Below are 16,090 nucleotides of genomic sequence, written 5' to 3'. Positions count from 1 at the left end.
TCTTCACTTTTCCCGAGCGCTGGCGCGTCTGCCTGCGCATTCATCACGCCGCTTGCTTTCGTTTTAAGTTGTGATTTAATCCAATACGAAAGCGAAATCGCTATAAGTGAAAATAGCGAGCGCCGGGGAGAGACGTTGGACAAGGTTTTCGACCTCGCAATCATCGGCGGAGGCATTAACGGCTGCGGCATCGCCCGCGACGCCGCGGGCCGGGGCAATTCCGTGTTCCTGTGCGAGATGAACGATCTCGCCAGCGGCACATCGTCCTGGTCGAGCAAACTCATCCATGGTGGTCTTCGCTATCTCGAGTATTACGAATTCCGCCTGGTCCGCGAGGCGCTGCTCGAGCGCGAAGTGCTTTGGCAGATTGCCCCGCATATCATTCGCCCGCTGCGTTTCGTATTGCCCCATCACGCGGGACTGCGTCCGGCGTGGCTGCTGCGGCTCGGCCTCTTCATGTACGACTATCTCGGCGGTCGGCGTTTGCTGCCGGCGACGCGCACCGTCAATCTGGCGCGCGATCCGGTCGGTCAGCCTCTTGCCCCCGGCCGCTTCACCAAGGGCTTCGAATATTCCGACTGCTTCGTCGATGATGCGCGCCTTGTAGTTCTGAACGCGCGCGACGCGGCCGATCGCGGCGCGGTTATCCGCACGCGAACCCGCGCGATCGAGGCGCAGCGGCTGGATGATTGCTGGCAGGTCGTGCTGGAAGACACGATCAGCGGTGCGCAGAGCAGCATCAAGGCGCGTGCGCTGGTCAATGCCGGCGGTCCATGGGTCGAGGATGTGCTGAGCCGCCGTGCGGGGATCAACGCCAAGGCCAAGGTGCGCCTGGTGCAGGGCTCGCACATTGTCGTGCCGCGCCTCTATGATCACGATCACGCCTACACGTTCCAGAACAGCGATGGCCGCGTGGTCTTCGTCATCCCGTTCCAGAACGACTTCACCCTGATCGGTACCACCGATCGCGATTACGACGGCGATCCGTCCAAGGTGAAGGCCTCGGCGGAAGAAATCGCCTATCTGTGCCAGTCGGTGAACGACTATCTCGCCAAGCAGGTGACCCCCGCGGATGTGGTGTGGGCCTATGCCGGCGTGCGTCCCCTCTATGACGACGGCGCCAGTGAGGCCAAGGCTGCCACGCGGGATTACGTCTTCGAATTCGATGCGCCGGGCGGGTTGCCGCTGCTGTCGATCTTCGGCGGCAAGATCACCACCTATCGCCGCCTGTCCGAAGAGGCTCTGGAGCGGCTGGAGCAGTATCTGCCGGGCAAGGCAAAGCCTGCGGGCTGGACCGGTACGGCGCCGCTGCCCGGCGGCGATCTCGATGTGTCCGCAATCCCGGCGCTGGCGGATGAACTGATCCGCGACAATTCGTTCCTGTCGCGCTCTCTCGCACTTCGTCTGGCGCACGCCTATGGTACGCGGGCCAGCAAGGTTCTCGACAAGGCGTCGTCGTTGGCGGATCTCGGACAGTTGTTCGGCGACACGCTGACCGAGCGTGAAGTCCGCTATCTCATCGCGCACGAGTTCGCGCGCACCGCCGAGGACATCGTCTGGCGACGGTCCAAGCTGGGTCTGCGTCTGTCGGCCGATGAAGTGAAGGCGCTCGACGACTGGATCGCCACGCATCGCAGCGGCATCGACCGGCCGCTGAAGGAAGCGGGAGGCCGTGCATGAGCGTCACCCTCGACAAGGTTTCGCGCGAGGTCAACGGCGTTCCCTGGATTCGGGATGTCTCGCTGACACTTGAGCGCGGAACATTGAGCGTGCTGCTCGGCCCGACGCTGGCGGGCAAGACATCGATCATGCGGCTGCTCGCCGGGCTCGACAAGCCGACCTCCGGCCGCGTGCTTGTCGATGGCACGGACGTCACCGGCTTCGATGTGCGCAAACGCTCGGTGGCGATGGTCTACCAGCAGTTCATCAACTATCCGACGCTGACGGTTTACGAGAACATCGCGTCGCCGCTGCGCGTGCAGGGCGTCGCGCGCGACGAGATCGAGACCCGCGTCAGGAATGCCGCGAAGCTGCTGAAGCTCGAATCCTATCTCAACCGGACGCCGTTGCAGCTCTCGGGTGGCCAGCAGCAGCGCACCGCCATCGCCCGCGCGCTGGTGAAGGGCGCGGACCTCGTGCTGCTCGACGAGCCGCTCGCCAATCTCGACTACAAGCTGCGCGAGGAACTGCGCACCGAACTGCCCCGCATCTTCGAGGAGTCCGGCGCGATCTTCGTCTATGCGACGACTGAACCGTCGGAAGCCCTGTTGCTGGGCGGCCGGACCATCTGCATGGGGGAAGGGCGGGTGCTGCAGGCCGGTGCGACGCCGCAGGTTTACCGGCGTCCTGACACGGTAGAAGTGGCGGAGGTGTTTTCCGATCCGCCGCTCAACACCGTCGGCATCGAGAAGAAAAACGGCTCGATCTTCTATTCCGGCGGCGAACGCGCGTCGGTGGCCGGTCTTTACGAAGGTTTGAGCGACGGCGCCTACAAGGTCGGCTTCCGCGCGCATCAGCTTGAAGTGGCGGCCCCCTCCAACGGTCGCCATGGATTCGTCACCACCGTCAGCGTGACCGAGATCACCGGCTCCGAAAGCTTCGTGCATCTCAAACGCGAAGGTTACAACTGGGTCGCGGTGCTGTCCGGCATCCACGAGTTTCTGCCTGGGCAGGAGCTTGAAGCGGTGCTCGATCCGAACGACCTGTTCATTTTCGATCAATCCGGCCGGCTCGTCGCCGCGCCGGCAGCACGGTGAGATCATGGCTCGCATCGATCTTGTCGATCTTGCGCATTCCTACGGCGGCAACGCTGCAGACCGGGCGTCCTATGCGCTGAAGCCGATGACCATGACATGGCGGCAGGGCGGCGCTTACGCGCTGCTGGGACCGTCCGGCTGCGGCAAGACCACGCTCCTGAACATCATCTCGGGCATCGTCACGCCGTCGCACGGCAAGGTGCTGTTCGACGGCACCGATATCACGCACTCCACGACGCGCGAGCGCAACATCGCGCAGGTGTTTCAGTTTCCGGTGATCTACGACACCATGACGGTGGGCGAGAACCTCGCGTTTCCGCTCAAGAACCGGGGCCTGCCGCGAAAGGAGATCGACGCCCGGGTGACGGAAATCGCCAAGCTGCTCGATTTGACGCCCTACGTGAATCGCAAGGCGGTCCGGCTCAGCGCCGACGCCAAGCAGAAGATTTCACTTGGCCGCGGTCTCGTGCGGTCCGACGTTGCGGCGGTGTTGTTCGACGAGCCGCTGACGGTGATCGATCCGCACCTGAAATGGGAACTGCGCTCCAAGCTCAAGGCGCTGCACCAGGCGCTCGATCTGACAATGATCTACGTCACCCACGATCAGACCGAGGCGCTGACCTTTGCCGATACGGTGGTGGTGATGCACGACGGCAGTGTGGTGCAGAGCGGGACGCCGGAAGAACTGTTCGCCAAGCCGGCGCATACCTTCGTTGGATACTTCATCGGATCACCCGGCATGAATATCGTACCCGCCGAGGTGAAGGGCAATGAGGCGAAAATCGACGGCCACACCATCAGGTTGAACCGGACCTATGACAGCCTTCCGCTTGGCGCAAAAATCGAAATCGGCGTGCGGCCTGAGTTCGTTCATGTTGCCGCGCCCGCACCGGGATTGCTGTCTGCGCAGATCGAACGGATCGACGACCTCGGCCGCGTCCGCTTTGCGCGCGTACGGATCGGCGATGTGAAGTTCGCTGCCCGCGTGCCGAATGGGTTCTCTGTTCCGGACAACACCGCCGGGCTGGTGTTCGATCCGGCCCATGTTCACGTCTATGCCGACAGTCTTCTGGTTGAAGGGCGCGCGTAATGGACAAGACGATCAACAACAAGGCCTGGTTGCTGGTGCTGCCGGTGTTCCTGATCGTGGCGTTCTCGGCGGTGCTGCCGCTGATGACGGTGGTCAACTATTCGGTGCAGGACACGTTTGGAAACAATCAGTTCTTCTGGAACGGGGTCGGCTGGTTCAAGGAATTGCTCGATCCGTCGACGGACCTCGGCGACCGCTTCCTGGCGTCGCTTGGACGCAATCTGCTGTTCTCCGCCATCATCCTCGCTATCGAAGTGCCGCTCGGCATTCTGGTCGCGCTGTCGATGCCGCGCGAAGGCTGGCGCGTCGCGGCCTGTCTCGTCATTCTGGCGCTGCCACTGCTCATTCCATGGAATGTGGTCGGCACCATCTGGCAGATCTTCGGACGTCCCGACATCGGCCTGATGGGCTACACGCTGAACAAGATGGGATTCGACTATAATTACGTGTCGAACAGCTTCGACGCATGGTGCACCATCATTGTCATGGACGTCTGGCACTGGACCAGTCTCGTCGCGTTGCTGTGCTACGCCGGTCTGAAATCCATTCCCGATGCATACTATCAGGCCGCGCAGATCGACGGCGCGTCTCGCTGGGCCGTGTTCACCGCGATCCAGTTGCCGAAGATGAAGCGCGTGCTGCTGATCGCGGTGCTGTTGCGGTTCATGGACAGTTTCATGATCTATACCGAGCCGTTCGTCGTGACGGGCGGCGGCCCCGGCAACTCTACGACCTTCGTGTCGATCGAACTGGTCAAGATCGCGCTCGGACAGTTCGACCTTGGCAAGGCGGCTGCGCTGTCCATTGTCTACAATATCATCATATTGATCGTGTGCTGGGTGTTCTACACGGTGATGACGAACGCCGATAACGAACGCGCGCAACCGGCGGGAGGCGCATGATGCATACCATTCCCGGACGTCGCATCATTCTCGGACTGTTCCTGATCTTCCTGCTGTTGCCGATCTATTGGCTCGTCAACATGAGCTTCAAGACCAACACGGAAATCGTCACGACCATGACGTTGTGGCCGAACAATCCGACGCTGGTTCACTACAAGCGCATCTTCACGGATTCGAGCTGGTACTCCGGCTACATCAATTCGCTGAAGTACGTCCTCATCAACACCATTCTGTCGATCTCCTTCGCGCTGCCCGCGGCCTATGCGTTCTCGCGTTACCGCTTCCTCGGCGACAAGCATCTGTTCTTCTGGCTGCTGTCGAATCGCATGGCGCCGCCGGCCGTGTTCGCGCTGCCGTTCTTCAATCTGTACTCGGCAATCAATCTGTTCGATACGCCCTGGGCGGTCGCGCTGGCGCACTGCCTGTTCAATGTGCCGCTCGCTGTATGGATTCTCGAAGGTTTCGTGTCCGGCGTTCCGAAAGAGATCGACGAAACCGCATTCCTCGACGGCTATTCGTTTCCGCGCTTTTTCGTGAAGATCCTGATGCCGCTGATCGCGAGCGGCATCGGCGTCGCGGCGTTCTTCTGCTTCATGTTCTCGTGGGTCGAGCTGCTGCTGGCGCGCACTCTCACATCGGTAAACGCCAAGCCGATCGCCGCGACCATGACGCGCACGATTTCCGCGTCCGGCATGGACTGGGGGTTGCTGGCAGCCGCCGGCGTCCTGACCATCATCCCGGGTGCTCTGGTGATCTGGTTTGTCCGCAACTATATCGCGCGCGGCTTCGCGCTGGGACGGGTGTAACCATGGAACATATCGCATGGATGGCCTGGACGGCACCAACGGCGATCTTCTTCTGTCTGCTGGCGGGAACGCTTGGAGTCATGACCTGGCTCGCGGTGCGTTACCCCGAGGCCGAGCGCGTCGGAATCCTGCATATTCCGACCACGCGCGGCGACAGGCTGTTCATATCGCTGATCGCCACGGCGGTCATTCATCTTTTGTGGATTGCATTTGCGGGCACGAACCCGATTGCGACGCTCCCGATCGGCGAGGGCGTCGAGGTCTCGAGTTTGTGGATCGCTACCGTAATTTCCATCATGTCGGCCGTTGTCATATTTCGCAACGTCTAGCGGGTGGAGAAAAGGCAGATCCGTGGATCAACCCGGACCTGAAGTTGTGTTTTCAACGGAGGAAACCATGCGACACGTTACAAAAAGGAATCGTCTTTTGACGATGACAAGCGCGGTGGCATTGATTGCGGCGTCAGCCGCGATCGGCGCGCCGGCTTTCGCAGACGAAGCTGCGGCGAAGAAGTGGATCGACACGGAATTCCAGCCTTCGACATTGTCGAAGGAAGACCAGATGAAGGAGATGCAGTGGTTCATCAAGGCCGCTGAGCCTTTCAAGGGCATGGACATCAATGTCGTGTCTGAAACGATCACGACGCATGAATACGAGTCGGGGACGCTGGCCAAGGCGTTCACCGAAATCACCGGCATCAAGGTCAAGCACGACCTGATCCAGGAAGGCGACGTTGTCGAGAAGCTGCAGACGCAGATGCAGTCGGGCAAGAACGTCTATGACGGCTGGATCAACGACTCCGATCTGATAGGCACCCACTTCCGCTACAACCAGACCGTGGTTCTGTCGGATTACATGACGGGCGAGGGCAAGGACGTCACCGATCCGATGCTCGACGTTGATGATTTCATCGGCAAGTCGTTCACCACCGGACCGGACGGCAAGCTGTATCAGTTGCCGGACCAGCAGTTCGCGAACCTCTACTGGTTCCGGTACGACTGGTTCACCAATCCGGACTACAAGGCGAAGTTCAAGGCCAAGTATGGCTACGAGCTTGGCGTGCCGGTGAACTGGTCGGCCTATGAAGACATTGCCGAGTTCTTCACCAACGACATCAAGGAAATCAACGGCGTCAAGGTCTATGGCCACATGGACTACGGCAAGAAGGACCCGTCGCTCGGCTGGCGGTTCACCGACGCCTGGCTGTCGATGGCGGGCAACGGCGACAAGGGTATCCCGAACGGCAAGCCTGTCGACGAATGGGGCATCCGCATGGAAGGCTGCCGTCCGGTCGGTTCATCCGTGGAACGCGGCGGCGACACCAACGGACCCGCGGCGGTCTACTCGATCGTCAAGTATCTAGACTGGCTGAAGAAGTATGCCCCGCCGCAGGCGCAGGGCATGACCTTCTCCGAAGCCGGCCCGGTTCCTGCGCAGGGCAATATCGCCCAGCAGATCTTCTGGTACACCGCCTTCACCGCGGACATGGTGAAGCCCGGTCTGCCGGTGGTGAATGCCGACGGCACGCCGAAGTGGCGCATGGCTCCGTCGCCGCATGGATCGTACTGGAAGGAAGGCATGAAGCTCGGCTATCAGGACGCCGGCTCCGCGACCTTGCTCAAGTCGACCCCGCCGGACCGCCGCAAGGCGGCCTGGCTCTACCTCCAGTTCATAAACTCCAAGACGGTGAGCCTGAAGAAGAGCCATGTCGGTCTCACGTTCACCCGCGAGTCTGACATCTGGGACAAGTCGTTCACCGAGCGTGCGCCGAAGCTCGGCGGTCTGGTCGAATTCTACCGCTCGCCCGCGCGCGTGCAGTGGACCCCGACCGGCAACAACGTGCCTGACTATCCGAAGCTGGCTCAGCTCTGGTGGCAGAACATCGGCGATGCGTCGTCCGGTGCGAAGACCGCGCAGGCTGCGATGGACTCGCTGGCTGCGGCCCAAGACTCGGTGCTTGAGCGCCTCGAGAAGTCGGGCGTGCAGGGCGCCTGCGGACCGAAGCTCAACAAGAAGGAGACCGCGGAGTTCTGGTTCGCCAAGTCGGAGAAGGACGGCAACATCGCTCCGCAGCGCAAGCTGGCGAACGAGAAGCCGAAGGGCGAAACCGTCGACTACGACACGCTGATCAAGTCGTGGCCGGCCTCGCCTCCGAAGCGCGCCGAAGCGAAATAAAGCAACCTCCCTGTGCGCTCAAGTGATGCGCACAACTTCAAGGCCGGGAGCAATCCCGGCCTTTTTCGTTTGATGCATCGCACTCTTTCGGGTGTTGTTGACACCTCGTTGCGGTTTGGGTCTGATTACGAAAAGGCTCGTGCAAAAACGCATAGCTAATCGACACAAGAACCAAGCAAGGCGATCGATAGGATCGCGGCGTGACCAAATGCGATCGCTAGAATCGCGGCACGTTGGGGAGGGGTAACCGAAGATGCTGGACTTCGTTCAGCAGTTGGTGAGCGGCATTGCGCTCGGCTGTGTCTATGGCCTGATCGCACTTGGCTTTGTCCTTGTTTACAAAGCCACCGAGGTCGTCAACTTCGCGCAGGGCGACCTGATGATGCTGGGCGGGTTCTTCGCCTTCACCTTCATCAGCCTGCTGGGTTTCAATTACTGGCTTGGATTCATTGCCGCGGTCGCGGCGATGGCCATGTTCGGCATGCTGGCCGAGCGTCTCGTGGTGCGGCCGATCCTCGGCTATCCGCAATTCTCCATCATCATGGCCACCATCGGGCTCGGGTTCTTCCTGCGGTCGGTCGCGGGCATGATCTGGGGCACCGACGATCTCAAGATCGAAACGCCGTTCAGCCAGGGCGTGCTGCGGCTCGGCAGCCTGGTGCTGGCCTATGACAAGCTGTCGGTGATTGCTGCGACAATCGTTCTTTGCGTCGTGCTGTATCTCTTCTTCAATAAGACCACCCTTGGCACCGCAATGCGGGCCAGTTCCGAGAACATGCTCGCCGCCTATTACATGGGCATTCCCGTCAAGCGCGTGGTGTCGATCGTCTGGGCGATCAGCGCGGCGGTTGCAACCTGCGCCGGCGTGCTGCTGGCGCCGATCACCTTCGTCCATTCCAATGTCGGACTGGTGCTGGGTCTGAAGGCATTTCCGGCGGCGGTGCTCGGCGGATTCGGATCGATCCCCGGCGCCGTGGTCGGCGGCGTTCTGATCGGCGTGATCGAAAGCATGGCGGGCTTCTATCTGCCGCAGGGCTGGAAAGACGTCGCGCCTTACCTCGTGCTTCTCGCGGTGCTGCTGCTGAAACCCGAAGGCATCTTCGGGATTCACACGCGGAAGAAAGTCTGAGGAGCGTCGCATGCGGTTTCTCTTCAAGACCGACTACAACGACGACATCCGGCTCATCCCGCACAGCGGCTACCTCTGGTCGTACGGTGCGCTGCTGATCCTGCTGGTGATCGCGCCGTTCACGCTTTCAAGCTATCTGATGAGCCAGCTCGTGTTCGTCTGCATCTACGCCACCGTTGGCGTCGGACTGATGATCCTCACCGGCTTCACCGGACAGGCCTCGCTGGGACACGCAGCGTTTCTTGCCATTGGCGCTTATACGGCGGCTTATCTGCAGCAGCTTGGCGTCCCGTTTGTTGTGTATTTCCTTGCCGCCGGCATTCTCACCGGCATCATCGGCGCGATGGTCGGATTTCCGGCGCTGCGGCTGCAGGGCATCTATCTTGTGATCGCGACGATTTCCTTCGCGCTGATTGTCGAGGAGGTGCTGGCGCGCTGGGAAAGCGTCACCCATGGCAACGACGGCATGCGGGTCAAGACCATCCAGTTGCTTGGCAACAGCGTGCCGCGCGATAGCCCTGCGTTCTATTACCTGTGCCTCGGCCTGCTCATTCTCGTGATCGTCGGTACGCTGAACCTGATGCGTTCGCCGACCGGGCGCGCTTTTGTCGCGATCCGCGACAGCGAAACCGCCGCCAAGAGCATGGGCATCAACGTCGCGCGTTACAAAGTGAAGTCGTTCGCCTTGAGTGCTGCGATCACCGGCTTCGCGGGCTGTCTGTTCGCGCACAAGATGTCCTTCATCAGCCCGGAGATGTTTACCCTCCAGCTCTCCATCGAATTCATCATGGTCATCATCATCGGCGGCGTACTGAGCCTGCACGGCGCGGTGCTGGGCGCGATCTTCATCGTGATGGTCGATCCGTTCCTGACCTTCCTGAAGGATGACATTCCCGGCGTGATCGCCGGACTTGCCGCGACATTCGGTGCGGGCGCCGAGCAGGCCGCGCATATCAAGGCGAATGTTGCGGCGATCGCCTCGGCCAACGGACTGAAGGGCGCGATCTACGGCCTGATCATCATGTTGTTTATCTTGTTCGAGCCCTACGGGATCTACGGCCGCTGGCTGAAGATCAAGCTCTTCTTCCAGCTCTTTCCGCTCTACAAGCGCGCGACCTTCAAACGGCAGAAGATCTACGTCAAATCGGAGCGGAACCGATGAGCTGTTTCCGCGCGGAAAATCTCTCGCTTCACTTCGGTGGCCTCAAGGCGGTGGATTCCGTCAGCTTCGCGGTGGAGAAGGGCGAAATTCTCTCGATCATCGGCCCCAACGGAGCCGGTAAAAGCTCGATCTTCAACCTGATTTCGCGGCTCTATGAGCCGACCTCGGGACGGCTCTATTTCGAGGATCAGGATATTACCGGGGAGCCGGCCTACGGCATCGCCAAGCTGGGCATTGCCCGGACCTTCCAGAACATCGAACTGTTCGAGAACGCGACCGTTCTGAGCAACCTTCTGGTCGGGCGGCACCGGCACTCCACCACGACTCTGTGGCAGGAACTCCTGTTCCTGCCGAACGTACGCCGCGACGAAAAAGCGCATCGCCGCCGCGTCGAGCAGGTCATCGATTTCCTTGACCTTGCCGCCCATCGGGACAAGCTCATCTCCGGGCTGCCCTATGGCGTGCGCAAGGTGATCGAACTGGCCCGCGCGCTGTGCACCGAGCCGAAGCTGATCCTGCTGGATGAGCCGTCGTCCGGGCTGAATGTGGAGGAGACCGACGACATGTCGTTCTGGATCCGCGACATGAAGACCGAGCTTGGCATCACCGTGCTGATGGTCGAGCACGACATGACGCTGGTCAACCGCGTCTCCGACCGGGTGATCGCGCTGAACTACGGCCGTGTGCTGGCCATGGGTGCGCCCGCCGAGGTTCAGGCGCATCCCGATGTCGTCGCAGCGTATCTGGGCACATGAGGATTGAGCTCAGATGGTAAAGCGTAAACTATCGATTTTTTGCTTCACCTCTCCCCGTCGGGGAGAGGTCGGCGCGCAGCGCCGGGTGAGGGGGATCGATATTTCCGTTCTAGCATTGAACCCCCTCACCCCAACCCTCTCCCCCAAGGGGAGAGGGAGTACATTACGCCGCGTTCGTGTTGCGAGGACGATGTCATGAGCAGCCCCGACATCATTCTCAGGCTAAGCAACATCGAGAGCTATTACGGGCCGATCATGGCCATCCGCGGCATCAGCCTTGAAGTGCCGCGCGGCAAGATCGTCACGCTGCTCGGCGCAAACGGCGCAGGGAAGACAACCGTACTCAAGACCATTTCCGGTATTCTCGATCCGCAGAAGGGCTCCATCGAATTCAAGGGCCAGCCGATCCAGCGCATGGAAGCCGACCGGATCGTGCGCCTCGGCCTCAGCCATGTGCCCGAAGGGCGCGAGGTGTTCCCGTTTCTCACCGTGCGCGAAAACCTGATGATGGGCGCCTATCCGCGCAAGGATCGCGACGGCGTTGCTTCTGATATTGAGCGTGTCTACGGCTACTTCCCGCGTCTGCGCGAGCGTATCAATCAGCCGGCGGGGCAACTCTCCGGCGGCGAGCAGCAGATGCTGGCCATCGGCCGTGCGCTGATGAATCGCCCGGCCTTGCTGCTGCTGGATGAGCCGTCGCTTGGTCTGTCGCCGCTGCTGGTGAAGGAGATTTTCACCATCATCAAGCGCGTCAATGAAGAGCAGGGCATGTCGATCCTGCTGGTCGAGCAAAACGCCAAGGTCGCGCTGGAGACGGCGGACTACGGATATGTCCTCGAAATCGGCCGTGTGGTGATGAACGATACCTGTGAGAGGCTGATGCAATCGCAGGATATTCAGGAATTCTACCTCGGCGCCAAGGAAGACGGCGCGCGGGGCGAACGGCGCTGGAAGAAAAAGAAGACCTGGCGATAACGATCAGGTTCGAAGTCCGGCAACAAGACCGGGCGGCAAGAATGGGAGAGAACGAACGCCGCGTGATCCGCGGCGAGGATAGGGAGCGAGCTATGGTGAAACCCGCAGTGATCACCGTCGCGGATACAATCGCGAAGAGCTTTCTGCTGGCGGTTGAAACGCGTGGCGACAAGACCGCGATCCGGGAGAAGCATCTCGGCGTCTGGCAATCCACAAGCTGGCGCGAGTGGCTCAACACGGCCAGGGAGATCGCCTACGCGCTCCATGCATCCGGCTTCAAGCCGGGCGATGTTGCCTCCATCGTCTCGAATGCCACTCCTGAATGGGTGTTCGCCGACATGGGCGTGCTCTGCGCGGGCGGCGTCTCGTCCGGCATCTATCCGACTGACTCGGCCTCGCAGGTCGAATACCTGATCAACGACTCGCGCACCAAAGTCATTTTCGCGGAAGATGACGAACAGCTTGACAAGATTCTGGCCTGCCGCGCGCGGTGCCCGACGCTTGAAAAGATCATCGTGTTCGACATGGAAGGTCTCAGCGGCTTCAGCGATCCGATGGTGATGTCGATGGACGAGTTCATGGCGCTCGGGCGCAACCACATGAACGGCCGCGAGGCCTTGTGGGATGAGATGATTGCCAGCCGCGGCCCGAGCGATCTTGCCATTCTGGTCTACACCTCGGGAACGACGGGCCCGCCGAAGGGCGCGATGCACTCCAACCGCAGCGTCACCCATCAGATGCGCTACGCGGACTATCTTCTGGTTCCGACCGATCACGAGGAGCGGCTGGTATTCCTGCCGCTGTGCCATGTCGCCGAGCGCATCGGCGGCTACTATCTGTCGATCGCCGTCGGCTCGATCATGAACTTTGCCGAAAGTCCGGAAACCGTGCCGGACAACCTGCGCGAGGTGCAGCCGACCGCGTTTCTCGCGGTGCCGCGCATCTGGGAGAAGTTCTATTCGGCCATCACCATCGCGCTGAAGGACGCCACGCCGCTCCAGCAATGGATGTATCGGCATGCGCTCGCTATCGGCCAGCGCCTGACCGACTACAGGCTCGAAGGGGAGACGCCGCCGCTGCATTTGCGGCTGGCGGGGAAGGCGGCTTACTGGCTGGTGTTCCGCAACATCCGCCGCATGCTCGGCCTCGACCGCGTGCGCATCGCTTTCACGGGCGCCGCGCCGATCTCGCCAGATCTGATCCGCTGGTATCTCGCCATCGGCCTCGACATGCGCGAGGTCTATGGCCAGACCGAGAATTGCGGCGTCGCGACCCTGATGCCGAACGACCGCATCAAGCTCGGCTCGGTCGGAAAAGCCGCGCCGTGGGGCGAGGTCATGATCTGCCCGAAGGGAGAAATCCTTATCAAGGGCGATTACCTGTTCATGGGTTATTTGAATCAGCCCGAGAAAACCGCTGAAACCATTGATGAAAAGGGCTGGCTGCATACTGGAGATGTCGGCACTATCGACAACGAGGGCTTCGTCAAGATCACAGACCGGATGAAGGACATCATCATCACGTCCGGCGGCAAGAACATCACGCCGTCCGAGATCGAGAACCAGTTGAAGTTCTCGCCTTATATCTCGGACGCCGTGGTCATCGGCGACAAGCGGCCATACCTCACATGTCTGGTGATGATCGACCACGAGAACGTCGAGAAGTTCGCGCAGGACTACAACATTCCGTTCACGAACTACGCGAGCCTGTGCCGCGCGCCGGAAATTCAGGACCTCATCAGACGCGAGATCGAAGCGGTCAATGCGAACTTTGCCCGCGTCGAAACCATCAAGAAATTCCATCTGATCGAGCGGCAGCTCACGCCTGAAGATGAAGAACTGACGCCGACCATGAAGTTAAAGCGGAGCTTCGTGAACAAGTCCTACGCAGCCGAAATCGATGCAATGTACCGGGCGAGCGCTATGGCGTAAGCTCTTGAATACACTGTGGAAGCGCATTCCGCGGCCTGAAAGGGCCGCTCAGCGGCGAAGGTAGCAAGGCCCGGCCTTCGCTGAATATGGGCCAACAGAGAGGAGACCGTTATGTCGAAATCGTTCAAGGCGCTTGGCCTTGCGGTGGGGGCGCTCGCGCTGACCCAGTCGCCGGCCTTCGCACAGACCAAGGTGACCAACGAAGGCATCTCGCCGACCGAAATTGTTGTCGGGTCGCACCAGGATTTGTCGGGCCCGATCAAGGGCTGGGGCGTGCCGGTGGCCAACGGCCTGAAAATGGCGGCTGACGAGATCAACGCCGCCGGCGGCATCAACGGCCGCAAGATCAAGCTGATCGTGGAAGACTCCGGTTACGATCCAAAGCGCGCGGTGCTCGCCTCGCAGAAGCTGATCGAGAAGGACAAGATCTTCGCCATGGTCGGACCGATGGGTTCCCCCACCGTGCTCGCGGCGCAGGACATTCTGTTCGACGCGGGCGTGCTGCAGCTTTTCCCGCTGACAGCGGCCGAATTCACCTTCAAGTTCGATCCGGCGAAGCCGCAGGAACGGCTGAAGTTCAACAACATTCTTCCTTATGTTGAAAGTACACGCGCCGCGCTCAAGCACATGATCGAATGGAAGAAATTCGCCAAGCCTTGCATCATGCATCAGGATGACGAATACGGAAAAAGCGTGCTCGACGGCTTTAACCAGCAGACGGCTGCGATGAAGATCACTCCGGCCGCGATCACCAGCTACAAGCGCGGCGCATCCGACTTCAGCGCGCAGGTCGCGAAGATGAAATCCGATGGCTGCGATCTCGTTGTGCTCGGCACCGTGATCCGCGAAACCATCGGCGCGATGGGTGAAGCCAAGAAGCTCGGCTGGGATGTGACGTTCCTCGGCGCAACACCGACCAACGTCCTCGAAGTGCCTGCGCTCGGCAAGGAAGCCGTTGAAGGTCTTTATGCGGCGGCCGCCTTCGAAATTCCTTATCCGGACACGGCGAAGGGCAAGGCCAAGGACTGGCTGGACAACTACAAGAAGGCGTTTGGCGCTGACGCCAACACGCAGGCGATCATCGGTTATAATGCGATGATGACCTTCGCCCATTACGTTAACAAGGCGGGCAAGGATCTGACCGGTCAGAAAGTGCTCGATGCGATGGAATCCGGCGATGTGTTCCAGGACATTTTCAACTCTCCGCCGACCAAGTTCTCCAAGACCAACCATCTTGCGAGCACCGTGACGCAGGTTCAGCAGGTCAAGGGTGGCCGCTGGGTTCTGGTGAAAGAAGGCTTGATGTTCTGAGCAGGCCGCTCTGAAACGACATCGCGTGCGCGGTTGCCCGCGCACGCGATTTTATTTACGGTCCGGCTCCAACAAGAGAGCCAGCAAGCCCCAAGAATCCAAATGACGATTGAGAGTACGCTCAAGACCGGCATCGCGCGTTGGTTTCCGGGAGCCACAGGCATCGATCGCCTGGCTCAGCTCTCCGGCGGGGCAAGCCAGGAAACCTGGTCGTTCAACGTCCTGCATACTTCGGGTGACATGGCCGTCATTCTGCGCCGCGCGCCATCGGGTTACGGCGCGGCTCCGGGCCGTGCGGCCGGTCTCGAAGCCGAAGCAGTCCTGATGCAGCAGGCCTATGAGGCAGGAGTTCCATCGCCGCGCGTGCGTTATGTGTTGCGGGCGGACGACGGCCTTGGCAGCGGCTTCATCATGGACCGCGTCGAGGGCGAAACCATTCCGCGCAAGATCCTCCGCGATGCGGAGTTCGCCAATGCGCGCAAGGTGCTGGCGAGCCAGCTTGGCAGGGTGGTTGCGGACATTCACGCGCTGGATAAGGCGCGTTTGCCGAAGCTGCGGCTGATGACGGTGGCGGGCGAGCTCGACGATCTTGCCGCCGAATACAAATCCTTCGACTGGCCGCGCCCGGTGTTCGATCTGGCGCTGCGCTGGCTGCGCGACAATGCGCCGACGACGTCCGACACGGTGACGCTGGTTCATGGCGATTTCCGCCATGGCAATCTCATAATCGGCCCCGAGGGTGTCCGGGCGGTGCTGGATTGGGAGCTGGCGCACTTTGGCGATCCGATGGAAGACCTCGGCTGGATCTGCGTGAACTCGTGGCGGTTTGGTGAGATCGACAAACCGGTCGGGGGACTCGGTTCGCGCGAGGATTTGTTTGCGGCGTATGAAGCCGCATCCGGCCGTCCGGTCGATGTGGCTCGGGTGATGTTCTGGGAGACACTTGGCACCTTGCGGTGGGGCATCATGTGCTGCGGCATGATGCAGCGCTTTCGTGCTGGCCCGGATCATTCGATGGAGCGCGCCATGATCGGCCGCCGCGCCTCGGAAACCGAAATCGATCTGTTGCGGCTGCTGGCGCCGCGTCGAGGGAAATAG

At 60.9% G+C, this 16,090-nt stretch carries 14 protein-coding genes; all 14 read left to right on the top strand.

The annotated features are described in order from the left end of the window. Positions 1 to 135: 135 nt before the first annotated feature. The 14 genes from glpD (at position 136) to AC1RM7_RS07980 (ending at position 16,090) form a co-directional block, all read left to right on the top strand. Positions 136 to 1,680, top strand: coding sequence for a glycerol-3-phosphate dehydrogenase (gene glpD, locus AC1RM7_RS08045; RefSeq protein WP_024920841.1), 1,545 nt, complete (start codon positions 136 to 138; stop codon positions 1,678 to 1,680). Next, positions 1,677 to 2,756 (top strand): ABC transporter ATP-binding protein, encoded by a 1,080-nt coding sequence (locus tag AC1RM7_RS08040; protein ID WP_024920840.1) that lies wholly within the window; start codon positions 1,677 to 1,679, stop codon positions 2,754 to 2,756. The genes glpD and AC1RM7_RS08040 overlap by 4 nt, the downstream gene beginning before the upstream one ends. Positions 2,757 to 2,760: 4 nt before the next feature. Continuing rightward, entirely contained in the window at positions 2,761 to 3,846 is a 1,086-nt protein-coding gene (locus tag AC1RM7_RS08035; protein WP_024920839.1) for an ABC transporter ATP-binding protein, read from the top strand. Continuing rightward, positions 3,846 to 4,748, top strand: a complete 903-nt coding sequence (locus AC1RM7_RS08030) for a carbohydrate ABC transporter permease (RefSeq protein WP_006021620.1) — start codon at positions 3,846 to 3,848, stop codon at positions 4,746 to 4,748. The genes AC1RM7_RS08035 and AC1RM7_RS08030 overlap by 1 nt, the downstream gene beginning before the upstream one ends. After that, entirely contained in the window at positions 4,748 to 5,554 is an 807-nt protein-coding gene (locus AC1RM7_RS08025) for a carbohydrate ABC transporter permease (RefSeq protein ID WP_006021619.1), read from the top strand. Before AC1RM7_RS08030 ends, AC1RM7_RS08025 begins: the two co-directional genes overlap by 1 nt. Positions 5,555 to 5,556: 2 nt before the next feature. After that, on the top strand, positions 5,557 to 5,883 hold the full coding sequence (locus tag AC1RM7_RS08020) for a DUF2160 domain-containing protein (protein ID WP_024920838.1): 327 nt from the start codon (positions 5,557 to 5,559) through the stop codon (positions 5,881 to 5,883). Between the two features lie 103 nt (positions 5,884 to 5,986). Continuing rightward, on the top strand, positions 5,987 to 7,729 hold the full coding sequence (locus tag AC1RM7_RS08015; protein WP_024920837.1) for an ABC transporter substrate-binding protein: 1,743 nt from the start codon (positions 5,987 to 5,989) through the stop codon (positions 7,727 to 7,729). A gap of 253 nt (positions 7,730 to 7,982) precedes the next feature. Further along, entirely contained in the window at positions 7,983 to 8,858 is an 876-nt protein-coding gene (locus tag AC1RM7_RS08010) for a branched-chain amino acid ABC transporter permease (protein WP_024920836.1), read from the top strand. 10 nt (positions 8,859 to 8,868) lie between these two features. Continuing rightward, positions 8,869 to 10,020 (top strand): branched-chain amino acid ABC transporter permease, encoded by a 1,152-nt coding sequence (locus tag AC1RM7_RS08005; protein WP_024920835.1) that lies wholly within the window; start codon positions 8,869 to 8,871, stop codon positions 10,018 to 10,020. Then, positions 10,017 to 10,775, top strand: coding sequence for an ABC transporter ATP-binding protein (locus tag AC1RM7_RS08000; protein ID WP_024920834.1), 759 nt, complete (start codon positions 10,017 to 10,019; stop codon positions 10,773 to 10,775). Before AC1RM7_RS08005 ends, AC1RM7_RS08000 begins: the two co-directional genes overlap by 4 nt. 195 nt (positions 10,776 to 10,970) lie before the next feature. Continuing rightward, positions 10,971 to 11,750, top strand: coding sequence for an ABC transporter ATP-binding protein (locus AC1RM7_RS07995; protein ID WP_024920833.1), 780 nt, complete (start codon positions 10,971 to 10,973; stop codon positions 11,748 to 11,750). Positions 11,751 to 11,842: 92 nt separating this feature from the next. After that, complete coding sequence (locus AC1RM7_RS07990; RefSeq protein WP_024920832.1) at positions 11,843 to 13,681, top strand: AMP-dependent synthetase/ligase; 1,839 nt, start codon at positions 11,843 to 11,845, stop codon at positions 13,679 to 13,681. Between the two features lie 111 nt (positions 13,682 to 13,792). Beyond that, on the top strand, positions 13,793 to 14,992 hold the full coding sequence (locus AC1RM7_RS07985; RefSeq protein WP_024920831.1) for an ABC transporter substrate-binding protein: 1,200 nt from the start codon (positions 13,793 to 13,795) through the stop codon (positions 14,990 to 14,992). Positions 14,993 to 15,094: 102 nt separating this feature from the next. Next, positions 15,095 to 16,090: a phosphotransferase family protein gene (locus tag AC1RM7_RS07980; protein WP_024920830.1), complete on the top strand. Its 996-nt coding sequence runs from the start codon at positions 15,095 to 15,097 to the stop codon at positions 16,088 to 16,090.

The sequence above is a fragment of the Afipia sp. GW822-FHT03D08 genome, from assembly GCF_058801645.1.
The sequence above is the reverse complement of the archived record's forward strand: the minus strand, read 5'-3'. Positions and strand labels throughout refer to the sequence as shown.